The 14,599-nt window shown below is 73.7% G+C and carries 13 protein-coding genes; 6 read left to right on the forward strand and 7 right to left on the reverse strand.

Going from position 1 to position 14,599, the window contains the following annotated elements:
* Window positions 1-176 precede the first annotated feature (176 nt).
* From IEZ24_RS07400 to IEZ24_RS07420, 5 genes are all read right to left on the reverse strand, one after another.
* A complete protein-coding gene (locus IEZ24_RS07400) occupies window positions 177-899 on the reverse strand; it encodes a matrixin family metalloprotease (RefSeq protein ID WP_129454941.1) in 723 nt (240 codons plus the stop codon).
* A 97-nt stretch (window positions 900-996) separates the two neighbouring features.
* Window positions 997-2,211 (reverse strand): MFS transporter, encoded by a 1,215-nt coding sequence (locus tag IEZ24_RS07405; protein WP_207206787.1) that lies wholly within the window; start codon window positions 2,209-2,211, stop codon window positions 997-999.
* 17 nt (window positions 2,212-2,228) lie between these two features.
* Window positions 2,229-3,650 (reverse strand): FAD-dependent oxidoreductase, encoded by a 1,422-nt coding sequence (locus tag IEZ24_RS07410; RefSeq protein WP_129454940.1) that lies wholly within the window; start codon window positions 3,648-3,650, stop codon window positions 2,229-2,231.
* The gene (locus IEZ24_RS07415; RefSeq protein ID WP_129454939.1) at window positions 3,647-5,017 is read right to left on the reverse strand and encodes an aspartate aminotransferase family protein; all 1,371 of its coding nucleotides are present in this window, start codon (window positions 5,015-5,017) and stop codon (window positions 3,647-3,649) included. Before IEZ24_RS07415 ends, IEZ24_RS07410 begins: the two co-directional genes overlap by 4 nt.
* A complete protein-coding gene (locus IEZ24_RS07420; RefSeq protein WP_129454938.1) occupies window positions 5,010-6,596 on the reverse strand; it encodes a CoA-acylating methylmalonate-semialdehyde dehydrogenase in 1,587 nt (528 codons plus the stop codon). Before IEZ24_RS07420 ends, IEZ24_RS07415 begins: the two co-directional genes overlap by 8 nt.
* Before the next feature lie 105 nt (window positions 6,597-6,701).
* Between IEZ24_RS07420 and IEZ24_RS07425 the strand changes: the two genes are divergently transcribed.
* Genes IEZ24_RS07425 through IEZ24_RS07435 form a run of 3 tightly spaced genes read left to right on the forward strand, consistent with a single transcriptional unit; the run spans window position 6,702 to window position 10,175 of the window.
* Window positions 6,702-8,345, forward strand: coding sequence for a PucR family transcriptional regulator (locus tag IEZ24_RS07425; RefSeq protein WP_129454937.1), 1,644 nt, complete (start codon window positions 6,702-6,704; stop codon window positions 8,343-8,345).
* Between the two features lie 50 nt (window positions 8,346-8,395).
* The gene (locus tag IEZ24_RS07430; protein WP_207206786.1) at window positions 8,396-8,719 is read left to right on the forward strand and encodes a cupin domain-containing protein; all 324 of its coding nucleotides are present in this window, start codon (window positions 8,396-8,398) and stop codon (window positions 8,717-8,719) included.
* A 28-nt stretch (window positions 8,720-8,747) separates the two neighbouring features.
* Window positions 8,748-10,175, forward strand: coding sequence for a gamma-aminobutyraldehyde dehydrogenase (locus IEZ24_RS07435; protein WP_129454935.1), 1,428 nt, complete (start codon window positions 8,748-8,750; stop codon window positions 10,173-10,175).
* Between the two features lie 4 nt (window positions 10,176-10,179).
* Here the strand turns inward: IEZ24_RS07435 and IEZ24_RS07440 are convergent, their stop codons facing one another.
* Entirely contained in the window at window positions 10,180-10,749 is a 570-nt protein-coding gene (locus IEZ24_RS07440) for a carboxymuconolactone decarboxylase family protein (protein ID WP_207206785.1), read from the reverse strand.
* Window positions 10,750-10,786: 37 nt separating this feature from the next.
* Between IEZ24_RS07440 and IEZ24_RS07445 the strand changes: the two genes are divergently transcribed.
* Entirely contained in the window at window positions 10,787-11,176 is a 390-nt protein-coding gene (locus IEZ24_RS07445; protein WP_129454933.1) for a hypothetical protein, read from the forward strand.
* Between the two features lie 48 nt (window positions 11,177-11,224).
* Window positions 11,225-12,070, forward strand: a complete 846-nt coding sequence (locus IEZ24_RS07450) for a SurA N-terminal domain-containing protein (protein WP_129454932.1) — start codon at window positions 11,225-11,227, stop codon at window positions 12,068-12,070.
* Here the strand turns inward: IEZ24_RS07450 and IEZ24_RS07455 are convergent.
* Complete coding sequence (locus IEZ24_RS07455) at window positions 12,060-12,407, reverse strand: response regulator (RefSeq protein WP_129454931.1); 348 nt, start codon at window positions 12,405-12,407, stop codon at window positions 12,060-12,062. The two genes, IEZ24_RS07450 and IEZ24_RS07455, sit on opposite strands and share 11 nt — an antisense overlap.
* Before the next feature lie 122 nt (window positions 12,408-12,529).
* On the opposite strand from IEZ24_RS07455, the gene IEZ24_RS07460 reads away from it, so the two are divergent.
* Window positions 12,530-14,512 carry a sensor histidine kinase gene (locus IEZ24_RS07460; RefSeq protein ID WP_165356065.1) on the forward strand — a complete coding sequence of 661 codons (1,983 nt, stop codon included), beginning with the start codon at window positions 12,530-12,532 and terminating at the stop codon, window positions 14,510-14,512.
* Window positions 14,513-14,599: the final 87 nt, after the last annotated feature.

Raw genomic sequence — 14,599 nt, forward strand, 5'->3', positions numbered from 1 at the left:
CACCGCCTGCGACCTTGTGCGCGTGGGGAGTGGTTTCGAGGCTCGCTTCGCTCGCACCTCAACCACCGAACGGCTGCGCTCGCACCTCAACCACCGAACGGCTTCGCTCGCACCTCGACCACCGAACGGCTGCGCTCGCACCCGACCACCGAGGCGGGGGCGATGGTTCCCGGGAGTCAGGCCGAGCAGTCGAAGGTGGGGTCCAGCTCGCTGGGTCCGGGGGCCGCGGGTTCCGCTCCGGTGAGCACCGGTCCGAACAGGTAGGCCAGGGCGTCCAGGTCGCACTGCGAGAACAACGGGTCGGGGGCGTCGCCGATCCAGCCGTAGCCCATGAGGTCCGTGCTCTCACGCAGGTTGGTGGCGTGGCCGAGGCCGAGGGCGTGGCCGAGCTCGTGGAGCGTCACGTAGTAGAGGTACTCCGGCGTGTAGCCCTCCTCGGTGGCGAACTCCGAGGAGACGATGATGTTGCCGCAGCCCGTGGCACCGCAGATCGCGTACCCGGCGAAGACGACGCCGCCCGCGTGCGGCACGTAGTGCAGGACGATGTCGGCGGAGCTGCGCTTGGAGCCCGTCACGTCGGTCAACGTGATCTCCCCGTCGAAGCACGCCCGGAGCACCTCGTCCCACGACTCGATGGCGTCGCGCACGGCGGCGAGATGGGCGTCGGAGACGTTGGGCGCGGCCTGCACGGAGACCGTGAGGTGGGTGTCGTCCCACACGTACTTGTTGGGGTAGTAGTAGTTGAGGATCACCAGCTCCTCGGCGTCGGACTCGGGGAGGTTGCAGTCCGCGCCGCTGCCGGCGGTGGATCCCGGCTTGGCCGACATCGCGGGCGTGGCCGCCAGGCCGAGGCTGCCCAGCAGGAGGGCCAGCACGAGAAGAAGTCGTCGAACACTCATCGCGCGCTCCAGGTGAGGTCGGGGGAGCACGACCGAGAGCGGGCTCCCGGGGGTCTACTGACGTTACGCCGGTGGGACCTGATCGGGAAGAGGTCGACTACTCGCGGGAGGGTGCCGGCGCGTCCACGTCGACGGCGCCCGGCCGGCGCCACGCGAGCGGGAGCGTCGCCAGGGCGATAGCGGCCGTCACCAGGAAGGCGGTGGTGAAGGACGTGAGGCCGGCGATGACGCCGACGGCCACCGAGCCCAGCGCCGTACCTGCGTCGAAGCCGACGTTCCACACCGCGCTCGCGAGGTTGTGGTGGCGACGGGAGACGGCCGCGAAGGAGATCATGAGCGTGAGGTTCTGCAGCCCTCCGTAGCACAGGCCGACCAGGAGCATGGCGACCAGGAAGGAGCCGACGCGGACGTCGTCGGAGCGCGCGACCGACCACGACACCAGCGCCATCCCCGCCCCCGTGAGGAGGACCAGGGGCACGAGGAAGCGCTGCGCGCCGTAGCGGTCCGCGAGCACCCCGATCCGCCACCGACTGAGCGCGGCCGACAGCCCCATCAGGAGCAGGCCGCCCGCCGCGACCGCCGAGCCGTCGACCATCTGGGGCGTGAACGTGATCAGCGCGCCGCCCGCCAACGTGACCGCCAGCAACAGCAGCATCGGCGGCAGCAGTCGGCGGTACGCGGTCGACTCCGGGTCGTGCGGATCGGGCGCCGGCGCGGTGGCGGGGTGCAGGTCCGGCGCGCTCAGCCGGAGCGAGGACGCGAGCCGGAGCGCAGCCGGGATGCCGACGAGGGGGAGGGCGCTCACGATGAACGCCACCCAGAAGCCGACGCTCTCGGCGATCCACGGTCCGGCGGGCAGCAGCACGAGGTTCGGGAAGGCGACGGCGAGGCCGTAGGCCCCGATCGCCTCCCCGCGGCGCTTCGGGCCCACCAGGGCGGCGACGGCCGCGCTGCCGGTGACGGTGAGGACGCCGAACCCGACCCCCCGGACCGCCGAGAGCGCCAGGACCACGACGAGTCCGTCGTCCAGTGCCATCAGGACGCCCGGGACCCCCAGCAGCACCAGGCCCACGGCGAGCACCGGTCCCCACCCGAAGGTCCGCAGCGCGCGCGGGACGAGCAGCTGGGTCAGCACGGTGAACAGCAGGAGCACGCCGTTCACGAGCCCGGAGCCGGCGGTGCTCGCTCCGCCCTCGACCGCCCACAGCGGCGCGACCGTGAGCAGCACGGCGTACCCGGAGAAGCCCGCGCACGTCATCACCGTCAACGGCGCCATGCCCGGCTGTCGCCAGATCGGCCCCCGCTCGCTCACGGCCCGCAGCCTACGGCTCAGGAGTCGAATCCCAGCCCGGCCCGGTCCAGCGCCCGGAGGAAGCCGTTGCGCCGCCCCTCGCGGTGGTCGGCGCGGTCGAGCGACCAGCGGGTGAGGTTGATCCCGACCGACGCCAGCGGCTCGGGCGGGAACGGGAGCGGGCGCTCGCGGACCATCCGCAGCTCCGTACGCTCCGTCGGCCGGCCGGCGAGCAGGTCGAGGAGCACCTCGGCGGCGAACCGCGTCGCGCCGACCCCGAGCCCGGTGAAGCCGGAGGCGTGGGCGACCCGCCCGCCGTGGGTCAGCCCGTAGAACGCGGCGAACTGCGTGGAGGTGTCGATGGCCCCGGCCCAGCGGTGCGTGAACCGGATCCCCTCGAGCTGCGGGAAGGTCGCGAGGAAGTGCGAGGCGAGGCGGGCGTGGCTCTCCGGGCGGTCCTCGTGGCGGACGTGGACCTGCCCGCCCGCGGGGTAGATCGCGTCGTAGCCGCCCCAGAGGATCCGGTCGTCGCGGGTCAGCCGCGAGTAGTGGAACTGGTTGGCGAGGTCGCCGAGCCCCTGCCGCCCGGCCCAGCCGATCGAGGCGAGCTGCTCGGCGGACAGCGGCTCGGTCATCAGCACGTAGTCGTAGACCGGCACCGTCATCAGCCGGTTGCGCCGCGCGAGCGAGGGGGAGACGCCACTGGCGAGCACCACGTGGTGGGCGGTCACCTTCGCGCGGTCGGTCGACACCTCCACGACACCGCCCTCGCGCCTCAGGCCGGTGACGGTCGAGTGCTCGTGCACCTCGACGCCGAGGTCGGCGGCGACGCGCGCCAGCTCGAGGGCGAGCCGCGCGGGATGGACCAGCGCGGACGTGTCGGGCTCCAGCGCGCCGCCGAGGAACAGGGGGCTGTCGATCTCGGCCCGTACGGCGGTCGCGTCGAGGACGTGCGTCGATCCCTGCAGCCAGGCGAGCTGGTGCTCCTCGACCGCGACCGACAGCGCGCCGGTGCGCTCCCACTCGCAGGCCAGGCCGAGGTCGCGGACGTCGGCCTCGAAGGCGTCGAGGTTCTCGCGGCCGAGCCGCGCCAGGGTGTCGTACTCCTCGGGCCAGCGGGAGCGACCGTTCTCCTCGCCGTGGGTGATCGAGGCGTCGCAGAAGCCGCCGTTGCGACCCGATGCCGCCCAGCCGACGGTGTGCGCCTCCAGCAGCACCACCCGGCGACCGGGATCGCGGCGCTTCGCGTGCACCGCGGTCCACAGCCCGAGGTAGCCCCCGCCCACGACCACCAGGTCCGCGCGCGCCGACGCGGTGAGCGGGGCGTACGCCGCCACTGATCCCGCGCCAACCGCCACGTCCTCCAGCCAGAACACGCCCAGCTCACTGCCGGCCAGCGACTGCGCGACGAGCCGCGGGTCGGGCGCGTTGCGCTCGTAGGCGGTGAGGTGGCTGCTCACCCCGCCGCAGCCGCCAGCGCGGCGTCGAGGATCGCCAGGCCCTCGCGGGCCTCGTCGTCGGTGGTGGTCAGCGGGGGCACGACGTGGATGCGGTTGAAGTTGCTGAACGGCAGCATCCCGCGCTCCTGGCAGCCCTTCACGACCGCGGACACCTCCGGGCTCGAGCCGCCGTACGGCGCCAGCGGCTCCCGCGTCTCCCGGTCGCTGACCAGCTCGACGGCCCAGAAGGCGCCGGTGCCGCGCACCTCGCCGATCCACGCGTGCTTCTCGGCGAGCGCCAGCAGGCCGGGGCCGATCACCTCGGCGCCGAGCCGGTCGGCACGGCCGACGAGGTCGTCGTCCTCCATCGTGCGGATCGTCGCGACGGCCGCGGCACAGGCCAGCGGGTGCCCGGAGTAGGTCAGCCCGCCGGGGTAGGCGCGGTGCGCGAAGGTCGCGTGGATCTCGTCGCTGATCGCCACGCCGCCGAGCGGGACGTAGCCCGAGTTCACGCCCTTGGCGAAGGTCAGCAGGTCGGGCGTGACGTCTCCGTGCTCGACGGCGAACCACCGGCCCGAGCGGCCGAAGCCCGACATCACCTCGTCCGCGACGAGCACGATGCCGTGGCGGTCGCAGATCTCGCGCACCCCGGCGAGGTAGCCCGGCGGCGGGACCATGATCCCGGCCGTGCCGGGGATCGCCTCGAGCACGATCGCGGCGACCGTCGAGGGACCCTCCAGGGCCACGACCTGCTCGAGGTGCTCCAGCGCGCGCTGGCACTCCTCGGCCTCGGTGGTCGCGTGGAACGCGCTGCGGTAGAGGAACGGGCCGAAGAAGTGGACCGTGCCCGTCGAGCCGTGGTCGCTGGCCCACCGGCGCGGGTCGCCGGTCATGTTGACCGCGAGGTGCGTGCCGCCGTGGTAGCTGCGGTAGGTCGTCAGCACCTTGTGCCGGCCGGTGTGCAGCCGCGCCATCCGTACGGCGTGCTCGTTGGCGTCGGCGCCGCCGTTGGTGAAGAAGACGTGGTCGAGGTCGCCGGGCGTGTGGCTCGCGATCAGCCGGGCCGCCTCGGAGCGGGTGCCGTTGGCGAAGGCCGGCGCGACCGTGCACAGCGTCGCGGCCTGCTCCTGGATCGCGGCGACGATCCGCGGGTGCTGGTGGCCGAGGTTGGTGAAGACCAGCTGCGAGGTGAAGTCGAGGTAGCACCTGCCGGCGCCGTCCCAGACGTGGCTGCCCTCGGCCCTCGTGATCACCATCGGGCTGATCTCGGCCTGCGCCGACCAGGAGTGGAAGACGTGCGCGCGGTCGAGCTCGTACGCCCGCGCGGCGTCGTGGGTCCCTGACAAGTCACTGCTCAGGTCGGTGAGGTCGTTCATCAGCTCAGTCATTGCGCGGGAACCCCAGCTCGAGGCCGCCCTCGGGACGGTTGGCCGGGTCGATCCACCGGGTGGTGACGACCTTGCCGCGGGTGAAGAAGTGCACGCCCTCGGTGCCGTGGGCGTGGGTGTCGCCGAAGAGCGAGCGCTTCCACCCGCCGAAGGAGTAGTAGGCCACGGGCACCGGGACGGGGACGTTGACGCCGATCATCCCGACCTCGACGTCGGCCTCGAAGCGCCGGGCCGCGCCGCCGTCGTTGGTGAAGACCGCGGTGCCGTTGCCGTACTGGTTGGCGTTGACGAGCGCGACCGCCTCCTCGTACGACGGCACGCGCACCACCGACAGCACCGGGCCGAAGATCTCCTCGCGGTAGATGTCCATGTCGGGGGTGACGTCGTCGAAGAGCGTGGGGCCCAGCCAGAAGCCGCCGGCCACGTCTCGGGAGCCGCCGCGGGCCGCGACGTCACGGCCGTCGACGACGACCTTGGCGCCGGCCGCCTCGCCCGAGTCGATGAAGGAGCTGACCCGGTCGCGGTGGGCCTTCGTCACGAGCGGACCCATGTCGGCCTCCTTGCCGGACGAGTCGGCGCCCGTGGCCGCCGTGCCTCCGTCGCCGATCAGCAGGGTGCGGGTGCGGTCGGCGATCCGGGCGACGAGCTCGTCGCCGATCGGGTCGACCGCGACGAGGACGCTGATGGCCATGCAGCGCTCGCCCGCACTGCCGTAGCCGGCGTTGACGGCCGAGTCGGCCGCCAGGTCGAGGTCGGCGTCGGGCAGGACGACCATGTGGTTCTTCGCGCCGCCCAGCGCCTGGACACGCTTGCCGTGGCGGCTCGCGGTCTCGTAGACGTACTCCGCGATCGGGGTCGAGCCCACGAAGCTGATCGCCTGCACGTCGGGGCTGGTGAGGAGCGCGTCGACGGCGGTCTTGTCGCCGTGCAGCACGTTGAAGACGCCGTCGGGAAGCCCGGCCTCCTGCCACAGCGCGGCGATCCAGCTCGCCGCGCTCGGGTCCTTCTCGCTGGGCTTGAGCACGACCGTGTTGCCGGCCGCGATCGCGATCGGGAAGAACCACATCGGCACCATCGCCGGGAAGTTGAACGGGCTGATGATGCCCACCACGCCGAGCGGCACCCGCTTGGAGTGCACGTCGACACCGGTCGACGCCTCCTCGCTGTGCCCGCCCTTGAGCAGGTGCGACATGCCGCACGCGAACTCCACGACCTCGAGGCCGCGGGCGATCTCGCCCATCGCGTCGGAGTGCACCTTGCCGTGCTCGCTGGTGATGATCGCGGCCAGCTCGTCCTTGCGGGAGTTGAGCAGCTCGCGGAACGCGAAGAGCACCTGCGTACGCCGCGCGAGCGACGTGGTGCCCCAGGCGCGGGCGGCACGGGAGGCGGACGCGATCACGTCGGCGGCGTCGGCCTCGCTCGCCAGGGCGACGCGGCCGGTCACCTCGCCGGTCGCCGGGTCGGTCACGTCGGCCCAGCCGGTGGGGTCGCCGGTGAAGGGGGCGCCGTCGGCCCAGTGCACGATATCGGTCACGTCGGTCACGTCGGTCACGTCGGTCACGCGGGTCACGTCGGTCATGCCGCCATCCTGCGCGCCGGCCACGACGGACGCGGGTGTCGGATCGTCGGCATCGGCCCGAGTTGTCGGACACTTCGTCACCCTGCTCACGCGTAGGCTGCACCCGTGGTCGACAGGACGTCCGGCGTGACGCTCCGGGAGGCGCTGGCCCTGCCCGCCTTCCGCCGGGCCGCGCCCGAGGTCGTCGCCGGGGCCGCAGGGTCCGCCCGCCCGATCCGCTGGGTGCACGCCACCGAGCGCCTCGACGTCGGCCAGCTGCTCCGCGAGGGCGACCTGCTGCTGACGATGGGCACCGGGCTGCCGGCCGACGACGACGCGGCGGGCCTGACCGCCTTCGTCGACGAGCTCGCCGACGTCGGCAGCGCGGGGATGGTCGTCGAGCTCGGTCGCCGCTGGGAGTCCGCGCTCCCCGACGCCCTCGTCACGGCGTGCGAGCGCTACGGCCTGCCGCTGGTCGTGCTGGGTCGCGAGACCAGGTTCGCCGCGCTGGCGCAGGAGATCGGCGAGCGCGTCGTCGACCAGCAGCTCACCGAGCTGCGCGAGGCGCAGCGCGTGCACGAGACGTTCACCGAGCTCAGCTTCGGCCAGGCCGGCCCCGCCGAGATCCTCCGCGCAGTGCAGCGCCTCGCCGACGGCCCGGTCGTCGTCGAGAACGCCCAGCACCGCCCCCTCGACTACTTCGCCGGCCCCGACGACCCCGGCGGCTTCCTCGACGGCTGGCCCGCCCGCTCACGCCGGGTCGAGGTGACCGGCCGCACCGGCTGGGACGCCGCCAACGGCTGGCTGGTCACCCGGCTCGGCACCGCCGACCAGGTGTGGGGGCGGCTCGTGATCGGCTCGCCCGAGGCGCCGTCGCAGCGGCTCGTCGCGGTCGCCGAGCGGGCGGCCGCCGCGCTGGCGCTGCACCGGCTGCACGACCGCGACCGCGGCACGCTCATGCGGCGCACCCACCTCGAGCTGCTGACCGGGCTCCTCGCCGACCGCGGCTCCGACGACACCGGCTCCGACGAGGTGGGGCGCCGGTGCGAGCTCGCGGGCTTCCCGGTGCGGCGACGCACCTTCGTCGGGCTCGTCGTCCGCCCGCGCATCGGCACGGGCGCCCCCGCCGACCTCGACGAGGTCGCCGCCACCGTGGTGCGCGCCGCCCACGGCCTCCGGCTGCCCGCCCTGGTCTGCGAGGTGGACCGCGACCTGCGCGTGCTCGTGTCGGCGCCCCCGGCCGCCGACGTCGACGACCTCGTCGACCGGCTCGCGGCGCGCGTGCTGCCCCACCACGACGTCGTGGTCGCCGCCGGTCGTGCGGTCGCCGACCGCGGTGGCGTCGCGCGTACGGTCACCGAGGCCGGGCAGGTCGCCGACGCCGCGCCGCAGGCCCGGCGTGAGCAGGACCCCGACGTGCACCGGCTCGCCGACCTCCACCTGCGCGGCCTGCTGGCGCTGCTCGGCGAGGACGAGCGGGTCCGCCTGTTCGTCGAGCGCGAGCTCGGCCCGCTCGAGCGGCACGACCGCGCCGACGGCTCGCGCACCGACCTCCTCGCCGCGCTCCGCGCCCTGCTGCTCCACCCGGCCAGCAAGACCGAGGCCGCGGCCTCCCTGCACCTGTCGCGCGCCGCCTTCTACGACAGGCTCGCCCGGATCGAGGCGGTCCTCGACGCCGACCTCGACGACCCGGACGTCCGCGTGTCCCTCCACGTCGCGCTGGTCGCTCGGGAGATGGCTGACGAACTGTTCGGCAGGCCGCCGAAGTGACGACAGATCGTCGGTCCGCGGCGGTGGCGCAGGTGGGGACGATGCTGGGCATGAACCGTGTGCTGGACGTCGACACCCTCGTGCCGACCGCGCCGCTCGACCCGGGCACCGTCGTCGACGGGTCGCCGGAGGCCGGTTCCCGCGCGCTCGCCGCCGTCGCCGGGGTGGAGGTCGGGGTGTGGCAGATGACCCCCGGCACCGCGACCGACGTCGAGGTCGACGAGGTGTTCGTCGTGCTGTCCGGCTCGGGCACGGTGTCCTTCGACGACGGCGAGCGGGTCGACCTCGGCCCCGGCAGCGTCGTACGCCTGCGCGCCGGCGAGCACACCACCTGGGTCGTCCGCGAGACGATCCGCAAGATCTACGTCGCCTGACGAGCAGGCCGGAGCCAGAGGGAGACCCATGAGCGAGACCATCCGCAACTTCATCGACGGCGAGCTGGTCGCCTCGGCCGCCACCGAGCTCATCGACCTCGTCGACCCGGTCACCGGAGAGCCCGACGGCCGGTCCCCGGTCTCGACGCACGACGAGGTCGACCGGGCGTACGCCGCCGCCGAGCGCGCGTCGGCGTCGTGGAAGCGGCTCACCCCCGGGGCACGGCAGGCCCACCTCCTCGACCTCGCCACCGCGATCGCCGAGCGCCGCGACGAGATCAGCCGGGTGCAGGCCCGCGACACCGGCCAGCCGGTGCGCTACATCGCCAGCGAGGAGGTCGACCAGGGCGTCGACCAGCTGCGCTTCTTCGCCGGCGCCGCGCGGCTGCTCGAGGGCAAGTCGTCGGGCGAGTACCTCGAGGGCCACACGTCGGCCATCCGCCGCGAGCCGATCGGCGTGGTCGGCCAGGTGACGCCGTGGAACTACCCCTTCGCGATGGCGATCTGGAAGATCGCGCCCGCGCTCGCCGCCGGCAACACGATCGTGCTCAAGCCCAGCGACACCACCCCGCGCTCGACCGTGCTGCTCGCCGAGATCGCCGGCGACGTCCTGCCGCCCGGCGTGCTCAACGTGGTCAACGGCGACGCCTCCACCGGCCGCTACCTCGTCGAGCACCCCACCCCCGGTCTCGTCGCGATCACCGGGTCGGTGCGCGCCGGCATCGAGGTCGCCACCTCGGCGGCCAGGAACCTCAAGCGCGTCCACCTCGAGCTCGGCGGCAAGGCGCCCGTCGTGGTGATGCCCGACGCCGACCTGCCCCGCGCCGCCGAGATGATCGCGGCCGCCGCCTACTTCAACGCCGGCCAGGACTGCACCGCCGCGACCCGCGTCATCGCCCACGCGAGCGTCCACGACGAGCTCGTCGACCTGCTGGTCAAGGAGGCCGAGGGCACCCGCCCCGGGCCGCCGTCGGACGAGGAGGCGGACTACGGCCCGCTCAACAACGCCGGCCACCTCGCCAAGGTGGAGGCGTTCCTCACCGGCCTGCCCGACCACGCCACCGTCCGCACCGGCGGCGCCCGGCACGGCGACGCGGGGTTCTTCTTCGCGCCGACGGTCGTCACGGGCGTGCGCCAGGACGACCGCATCGTGCAGGAGGAGGTCTTCGGGCCGGTGCTCACCGTGCAGTCCTTCGACGACGAGGCAGACGCGGTGGCGATGGCCAACGGCGTGCCGTACGGCCTCGCCGCCAGCGTGTGGACCCGCGACGTCGGGGTCGCCGACCGGCTCACCCGCGAGCTCGACTTCGGCTGCGTGTGGGTCAACACCCACATCCCGTTCGTCTCCGAGATGCCGCACGGCGGGTTCGGGTCGTCGGGCTACGGCAAGGACCTGTCGGGCTACGGGTTCGACGACTACACGCGCATCAAGCACGTGATGACCGCCCACTACTGAGGCGCTACGAGGAAGGGGGCGCCCCGACGTCGTGGACCGCGAGCAGCTGGGCGAGCGTGCGGTAGTAGCCGACGAGCACGACCAGCTCGGTCATGGCCGTGGTGCCCAGCACGGCGGCGTACGCCGCGTAGGCGTCGTCGGACAGGCGGGCGTCGCCGGTCAGCAGGTGCCGGCAGAACGCATGGGCCTCGCGCTCGTGCGGGTCGGCCGAGGTGAACGTGCCGTCCGCGAGGGCGGCCAGCTCGTCCCGGGTGAGCCCGACGGCCCGGCCGACCCGCTCGTGGGCGTAGGTCTCGAACTCGCAGCCGGTCGCGGCGGCCACGGCCAGGATCGCGATCTCGCGCGTTCGGGCGCTGAGGCCGGTCGCGTAGCGGATCGCGCTGCCGAGCTCCTGCAGCGGGGCCCCGAGCGCCGGCTCGTGGAGCATCACCCCGAACGGGCCGGTCAGCGAGCCGTCCTCGTGGACCAGGGGGAAGTGCTGGGGGCCGGCACCGCGCGGCCCGCCGACGATGCGCTCGCGCAGGTCGCGCTGCTCCTCGGTCAGCCCGGCGGGGGTCAGGTGGGGCAGGCGCACGTCGGCCACCCTAGTGCGGGTCGGGGATAGTGGACCCATGCGCTTCACCGAGCACGAGCTGACCGTCGCCGTCACCGCCGCCGCCAAGGTCGTGGCCGCCGGCAAGGTCGGGCGCCGCGCCAAGGGCGAGGCGGCGTGGGAGTCGATGAGCAAGCTCGACCGCTACCACCTGCTCGAGGCCGTCGGCAGCCAGGTGCTGCCGGTGCTCCTGGCCCTTCCCGACGTCGAGGTCCCCGCCGGCACCCGACCCACCTTCACCGACGCGCAGATCGCGGCCGCGGTGGAGCAGACCCTCGGTGAGAGCGGCGTGGGCCGGCTGCGCCAGAAGGTCGCCGTCGCCGCGCGCCTCACGCTCGTGCGGACGGCCCTCGCCCAGCTGCCCGTGCGGCAGGACCCAGACGCGCTCATCGTGCCCGACTCGCTGTGAGGTCATCCTGAGAGCGGCGCTCAGGTTCGGTGCGTACCGTCGATCGGGATGACTTCCTCGAAGACCTCCCTGATGTCCCTGACCTCCTCCGCCCGCCGCCGCACCCGTACGGCCCTGGGTGCCCTCTCGGTAGCCGCGGTCCTCACGCTCTCCGCCTGTGGCGGGGGCTCGGGCTCCGACCCGGGCGACGCCGCCGCCGACTCCTCGGCCAGCTCGTCCCCGTCCGACAGCGGCTCGGACGGCGCCTCGGACGGTGCGGCCGCGGGCGCCCAGCCAGACCTCGACGCCATCCCCGACGTCGTGGCCGAGGTCAACGGGGAAGAGGTCACCAAGGAGGAGTTCGTCCCGATCTACGAGGCGGCCTTCGCACAGGCCGCGTCCCAGGCGCAGATGGGCGGCGAGGCACCTGACGAGGAGCAGCTGCGCAAGCAGACCGCGGACGACCTCGTCGACACCGAGCTGCTCGCGCAGGAGGCCGAGGCGCGCGGGCTCGAGGTCAGCGACGACGACATCGACGCCGAGCTCACCACGCTCGCCGAGCAGAACGGCATGAAGTCCGCCGACGAGCTCCTGAAGGCCGTCGAGCAGCAGGGCGTCACCGCGGAGCAGGCGCGCGACCAGGTCGGGACCCAGGTCCTGGTCGAGCAGCTCGTCGCGGACGAGAACGGGCCGATCGAGCCGACCGACAAGGAGCTGCGCGCGCTCTACGCGCAGGCCAAGGAGCAGCAGGCGCAGGCCGGGCAGTCGGGTCAGGGTGGCGCGCAGAAGATCCCGCCGTTCGCCCAGGTGCGCGACCAGCTCGTCGAGCAGGCCACCAACCAGGAGGTCGGCAGGGTCGCGACGGCGCTCGTCGAGGACCTGCGCGCCGACGCGGACATCACCATCAACCTGTAAGTCCCAGCAGGCTGTCCACCGCGGCCATGAACTCGCCGCGGTTGAACGGCTTGGGCAGGAAGTGCGGGTGCTCGCGACCCACGTCCAGGTCCCCCGACATGACGAGGACCTTCGTGTCGGGGGAGGCCCGGCTCAGCTCGTCGGCGACCGCGAGGCCGGTCATCCGGGGCATGTGGTGGTCGACCACGACCAGGTCGAAGTGGTCCTCCGACGCCCGCTCGAGGACCTCGGCCCCGTCGCCCGCGGTGGTGACGTCGTGCCCGGCCCGCGCCAGCACGTGGCCGATGAAGTCGCGGATGTCGGGCTCGTCGTCGGCCACGAGGCTGCGCACGCACATGGTCCGAGTGTGGACCCGACGGGCCTCCGCTGCCCATGCGCACGCCGAGCGTTGAGCAGATCGTGACCTCGGCCGACGCGGATCCGGCGCGCGCACGGCCCCGGAAACGTAGTCTGTGCGCCATGACGACGGCCCCGACGACGGCCCTGTCGCCGGCTCGGGCTGCAGCGTTCGCACTCGCGTACGCGCTGCTGACGGTCGTCGGCCGGCTGACCGCGATCGAGGGGCAGGTCCTCAGCCTGATCTGGCCGGGCTCGGGCGTGGCTCTCCTGTGGTTGCTGGCCGAGTCGCCCCGGCACCTGGCCCGCGTGCTGCTCCCGCTGATGGCGATCCACGGCGTGCTGGTGGTCGTGGTCGCGAACGGTGTGTCGCCGGTCGTCGGGTTCTTCGGCGCCCTGTCGGTCACCGTGCAGACGGCCGTGATCGGCGTGCTCCTGCGACGCTGGTGCCCCGAGATGCTCGGCGCCGGGGGCACCGCCAGCATCCGGTCGCCGCGCACGCTCACGATGGCCGGCGCGGCCGCCGCCGCCGGCTGCCTCGCCGGGGCGCTGATCGGCACCGTCGGTATCTGGGTCGACGCCGCGGACGCGACCGTGATGACGGCCGTGGCCTGGTTCGCCCGGCACGTCGTCGGTGTCCTCACCGTCGGTGCGGTCGGCCACCTCGCCTGGGAGTGGCGTACGCAGGACATCCCGCCCCGGACCCACGAGGGCCGCCGCGTCGAGCTCGCGGTGCTGTGGCTCCTGTCGGTGGCCGCCACGGTCGCCGTGTTCACCCAGCCCTACCCGGTGACCTTCCTGCTGATCGGGTTCGCCGTGTGGTCCGCGGCGCGCTTCCGGACCTTCCCCGCGGCGCTGCACTGCCTGGTCATCGGCGCGATCGCCCTCACGCTGAGCCTCACCGGGCACGGCCCGTTCGACCGGATCGAGGACCCGGTGGTCGAGGTGCTGATCTCCCAGCTCTTCGTCGTCGGCGTGCTGCTGACCGGGCTGGCGGTGGGCGCGCTGGGCGACCGCGTCGACGTGCTCTTCGCCGCCGCGACCCGCGCCCGCGAGGAGGCGGCCGAGCAGGCCGAGCTGCTCGCCGAGATGACCGAGAGCATGGGCGAGGGGCTCGTCGTGCTCGACCCGGACGGCCGGATCGAGCGCAGCAACGGCGCGAGCCGGCGCCTCGCCCACCGGGTGAGCCCGGGAGCCGACGACGACCACGCGCTCTGCTCGCTCGTGCGGCTGCTCCTCGAGCCCGACGTGGCCAACACCGACGCCGCGCGCGCCGAGCTCGGCGTGGGCGACGTCGTGATCCCGCTGCGCAGCGGTGAGGAGATCGTGCTCGCGGTGTCCCGGGCCTCGCTGTCGCGCGGCGGCGGCCGCTCCGGCACGCTGCTCGTGCTCCGCGAGGTGACCGAGCACCGATCCGGCCTGCGCCCGCTCGCCGGCTTCGCCTCGACGGCCGCGCACGACCTGCGCGGACCCCTGTCCGCCATCCGCTCCTGGCTCTCCCTGGCCGTCGACGACCTCGAGCCCGACTCGGACGCGATGATGCCGCTGCGCCGCGCCGAGCGCTCCGCAGAGCAGATGGCCGACCTGATCGGCGACCTCCTCGAGCACGCGCTCGCGGAGTCCGGCGAGCTCCGGGCGACCGACGTACGCCTCGCCGGCCCGGACGGCGTCCTCGCCCAGACCGCCGGCCTGCTCGGACCCGACGACGTGCTGGAGGTCGACCCCGACCTGCCCGCGGTCCACGCCGACCCGGTCGCGGTGCGCCAGCTCTTCGGCAACCTCGTCGGCAACGCGGTCAAGTACGCCACCCCGGGCGAGCCCGCGACGATCACGGTGCGGGCGCAGAGGCACGGCGCCCGGGTGGTGGTCGAGATCGAGGACCGCGGCGTCGGGGTCGAGGAGGAGGAGCGCTCGCTCATCTTCCAGCGCTTCCACCGCAGCGGGGCCGTGCGCGCGCACTTCCGCGGCACCGGTATGGGCCTCACGATCTGCCAGACGATCGTGCACCGGCACGGCGGCACGATCGAGTGCCTGCCCCGGCCGGCCGGGAGCGGGTCGGTGTTCCGGTTCGACCTGCCCGCGGCGGAGGACCCGCAGCGGATCTGACCTCCCCGAGGGGTTTCGAGCCGCCCGTCGGCCCGGCTCGCTCCGCGTCGCCGGACCGGGGCTCCCTCAACCTCTTCGCGTTGCCGT

Source organism: Nocardioides ganghwensis (genome assembly GCF_014779655.1).
Taxonomy (GTDB): domain Bacteria; phylum Actinomycetota; class Actinomycetes; order Propionibacteriales; family Nocardioidaceae; genus Nocardioides; species Nocardioides ganghwensis.

Coding starts and splice junctions, on each gene's coding strand:
- IEZ24_RS07435 (WP_129454935.1), top strand. CDS start 8,748: ATGAGCGAGACCATCCGCAACTTCATCGACGGCGAGCTGGTCGCCTCG.
- IEZ24_RS07430 (WP_207206786.1), top strand. CDS start 8,396: ATGAACCGTGTGCTGGACGTCGACACCCTCGTGCCGACCGCGCCGCTC.
- IEZ24_RS07420 (WP_129454938.1), bottom strand. CDS start 6,596: ATGACCGACGTGACCCGCGTGACCGACGTGACCGACGTGACCGACGTG.
- IEZ24_RS07400 (WP_129454941.1), bottom strand. CDS start 899: ATGAGTGTTCGACGACTTCTTCTCGTGCTGGCCCTCCTGCTGGGCAGC.
- IEZ24_RS07455 (WP_129454931.1), bottom strand. CDS start 12,407: ATGTGCGTGCGCAGCCTCGTGGCCGACGACGAGCCCGACATCCGCGAC.
- IEZ24_RS07415 (WP_129454939.1), bottom strand. CDS start 5,017: ATGACTGAGCTGATGAACGACCTCACCGACCTGAGCAGTGACTTGTCA.
- IEZ24_RS07445 (WP_129454933.1), top strand. CDS start 10,787: ATGCGCTTCACCGAGCACGAGCTGACCGTCGCCGTCACCGCCGCCGCC.
- IEZ24_RS07460 (WP_165356065.1), top strand. CDS start 12,530: ATGACGACGGCCCCGACGACGGCCCTGTCGCCGGCTCGGGCTGCAGCG.
- IEZ24_RS07450 (WP_129454932.1), top strand. CDS start 11,225: ATGACTTCCTCGAAGACCTCCCTGATGTCCCTGACCTCCTCCGCCCGC.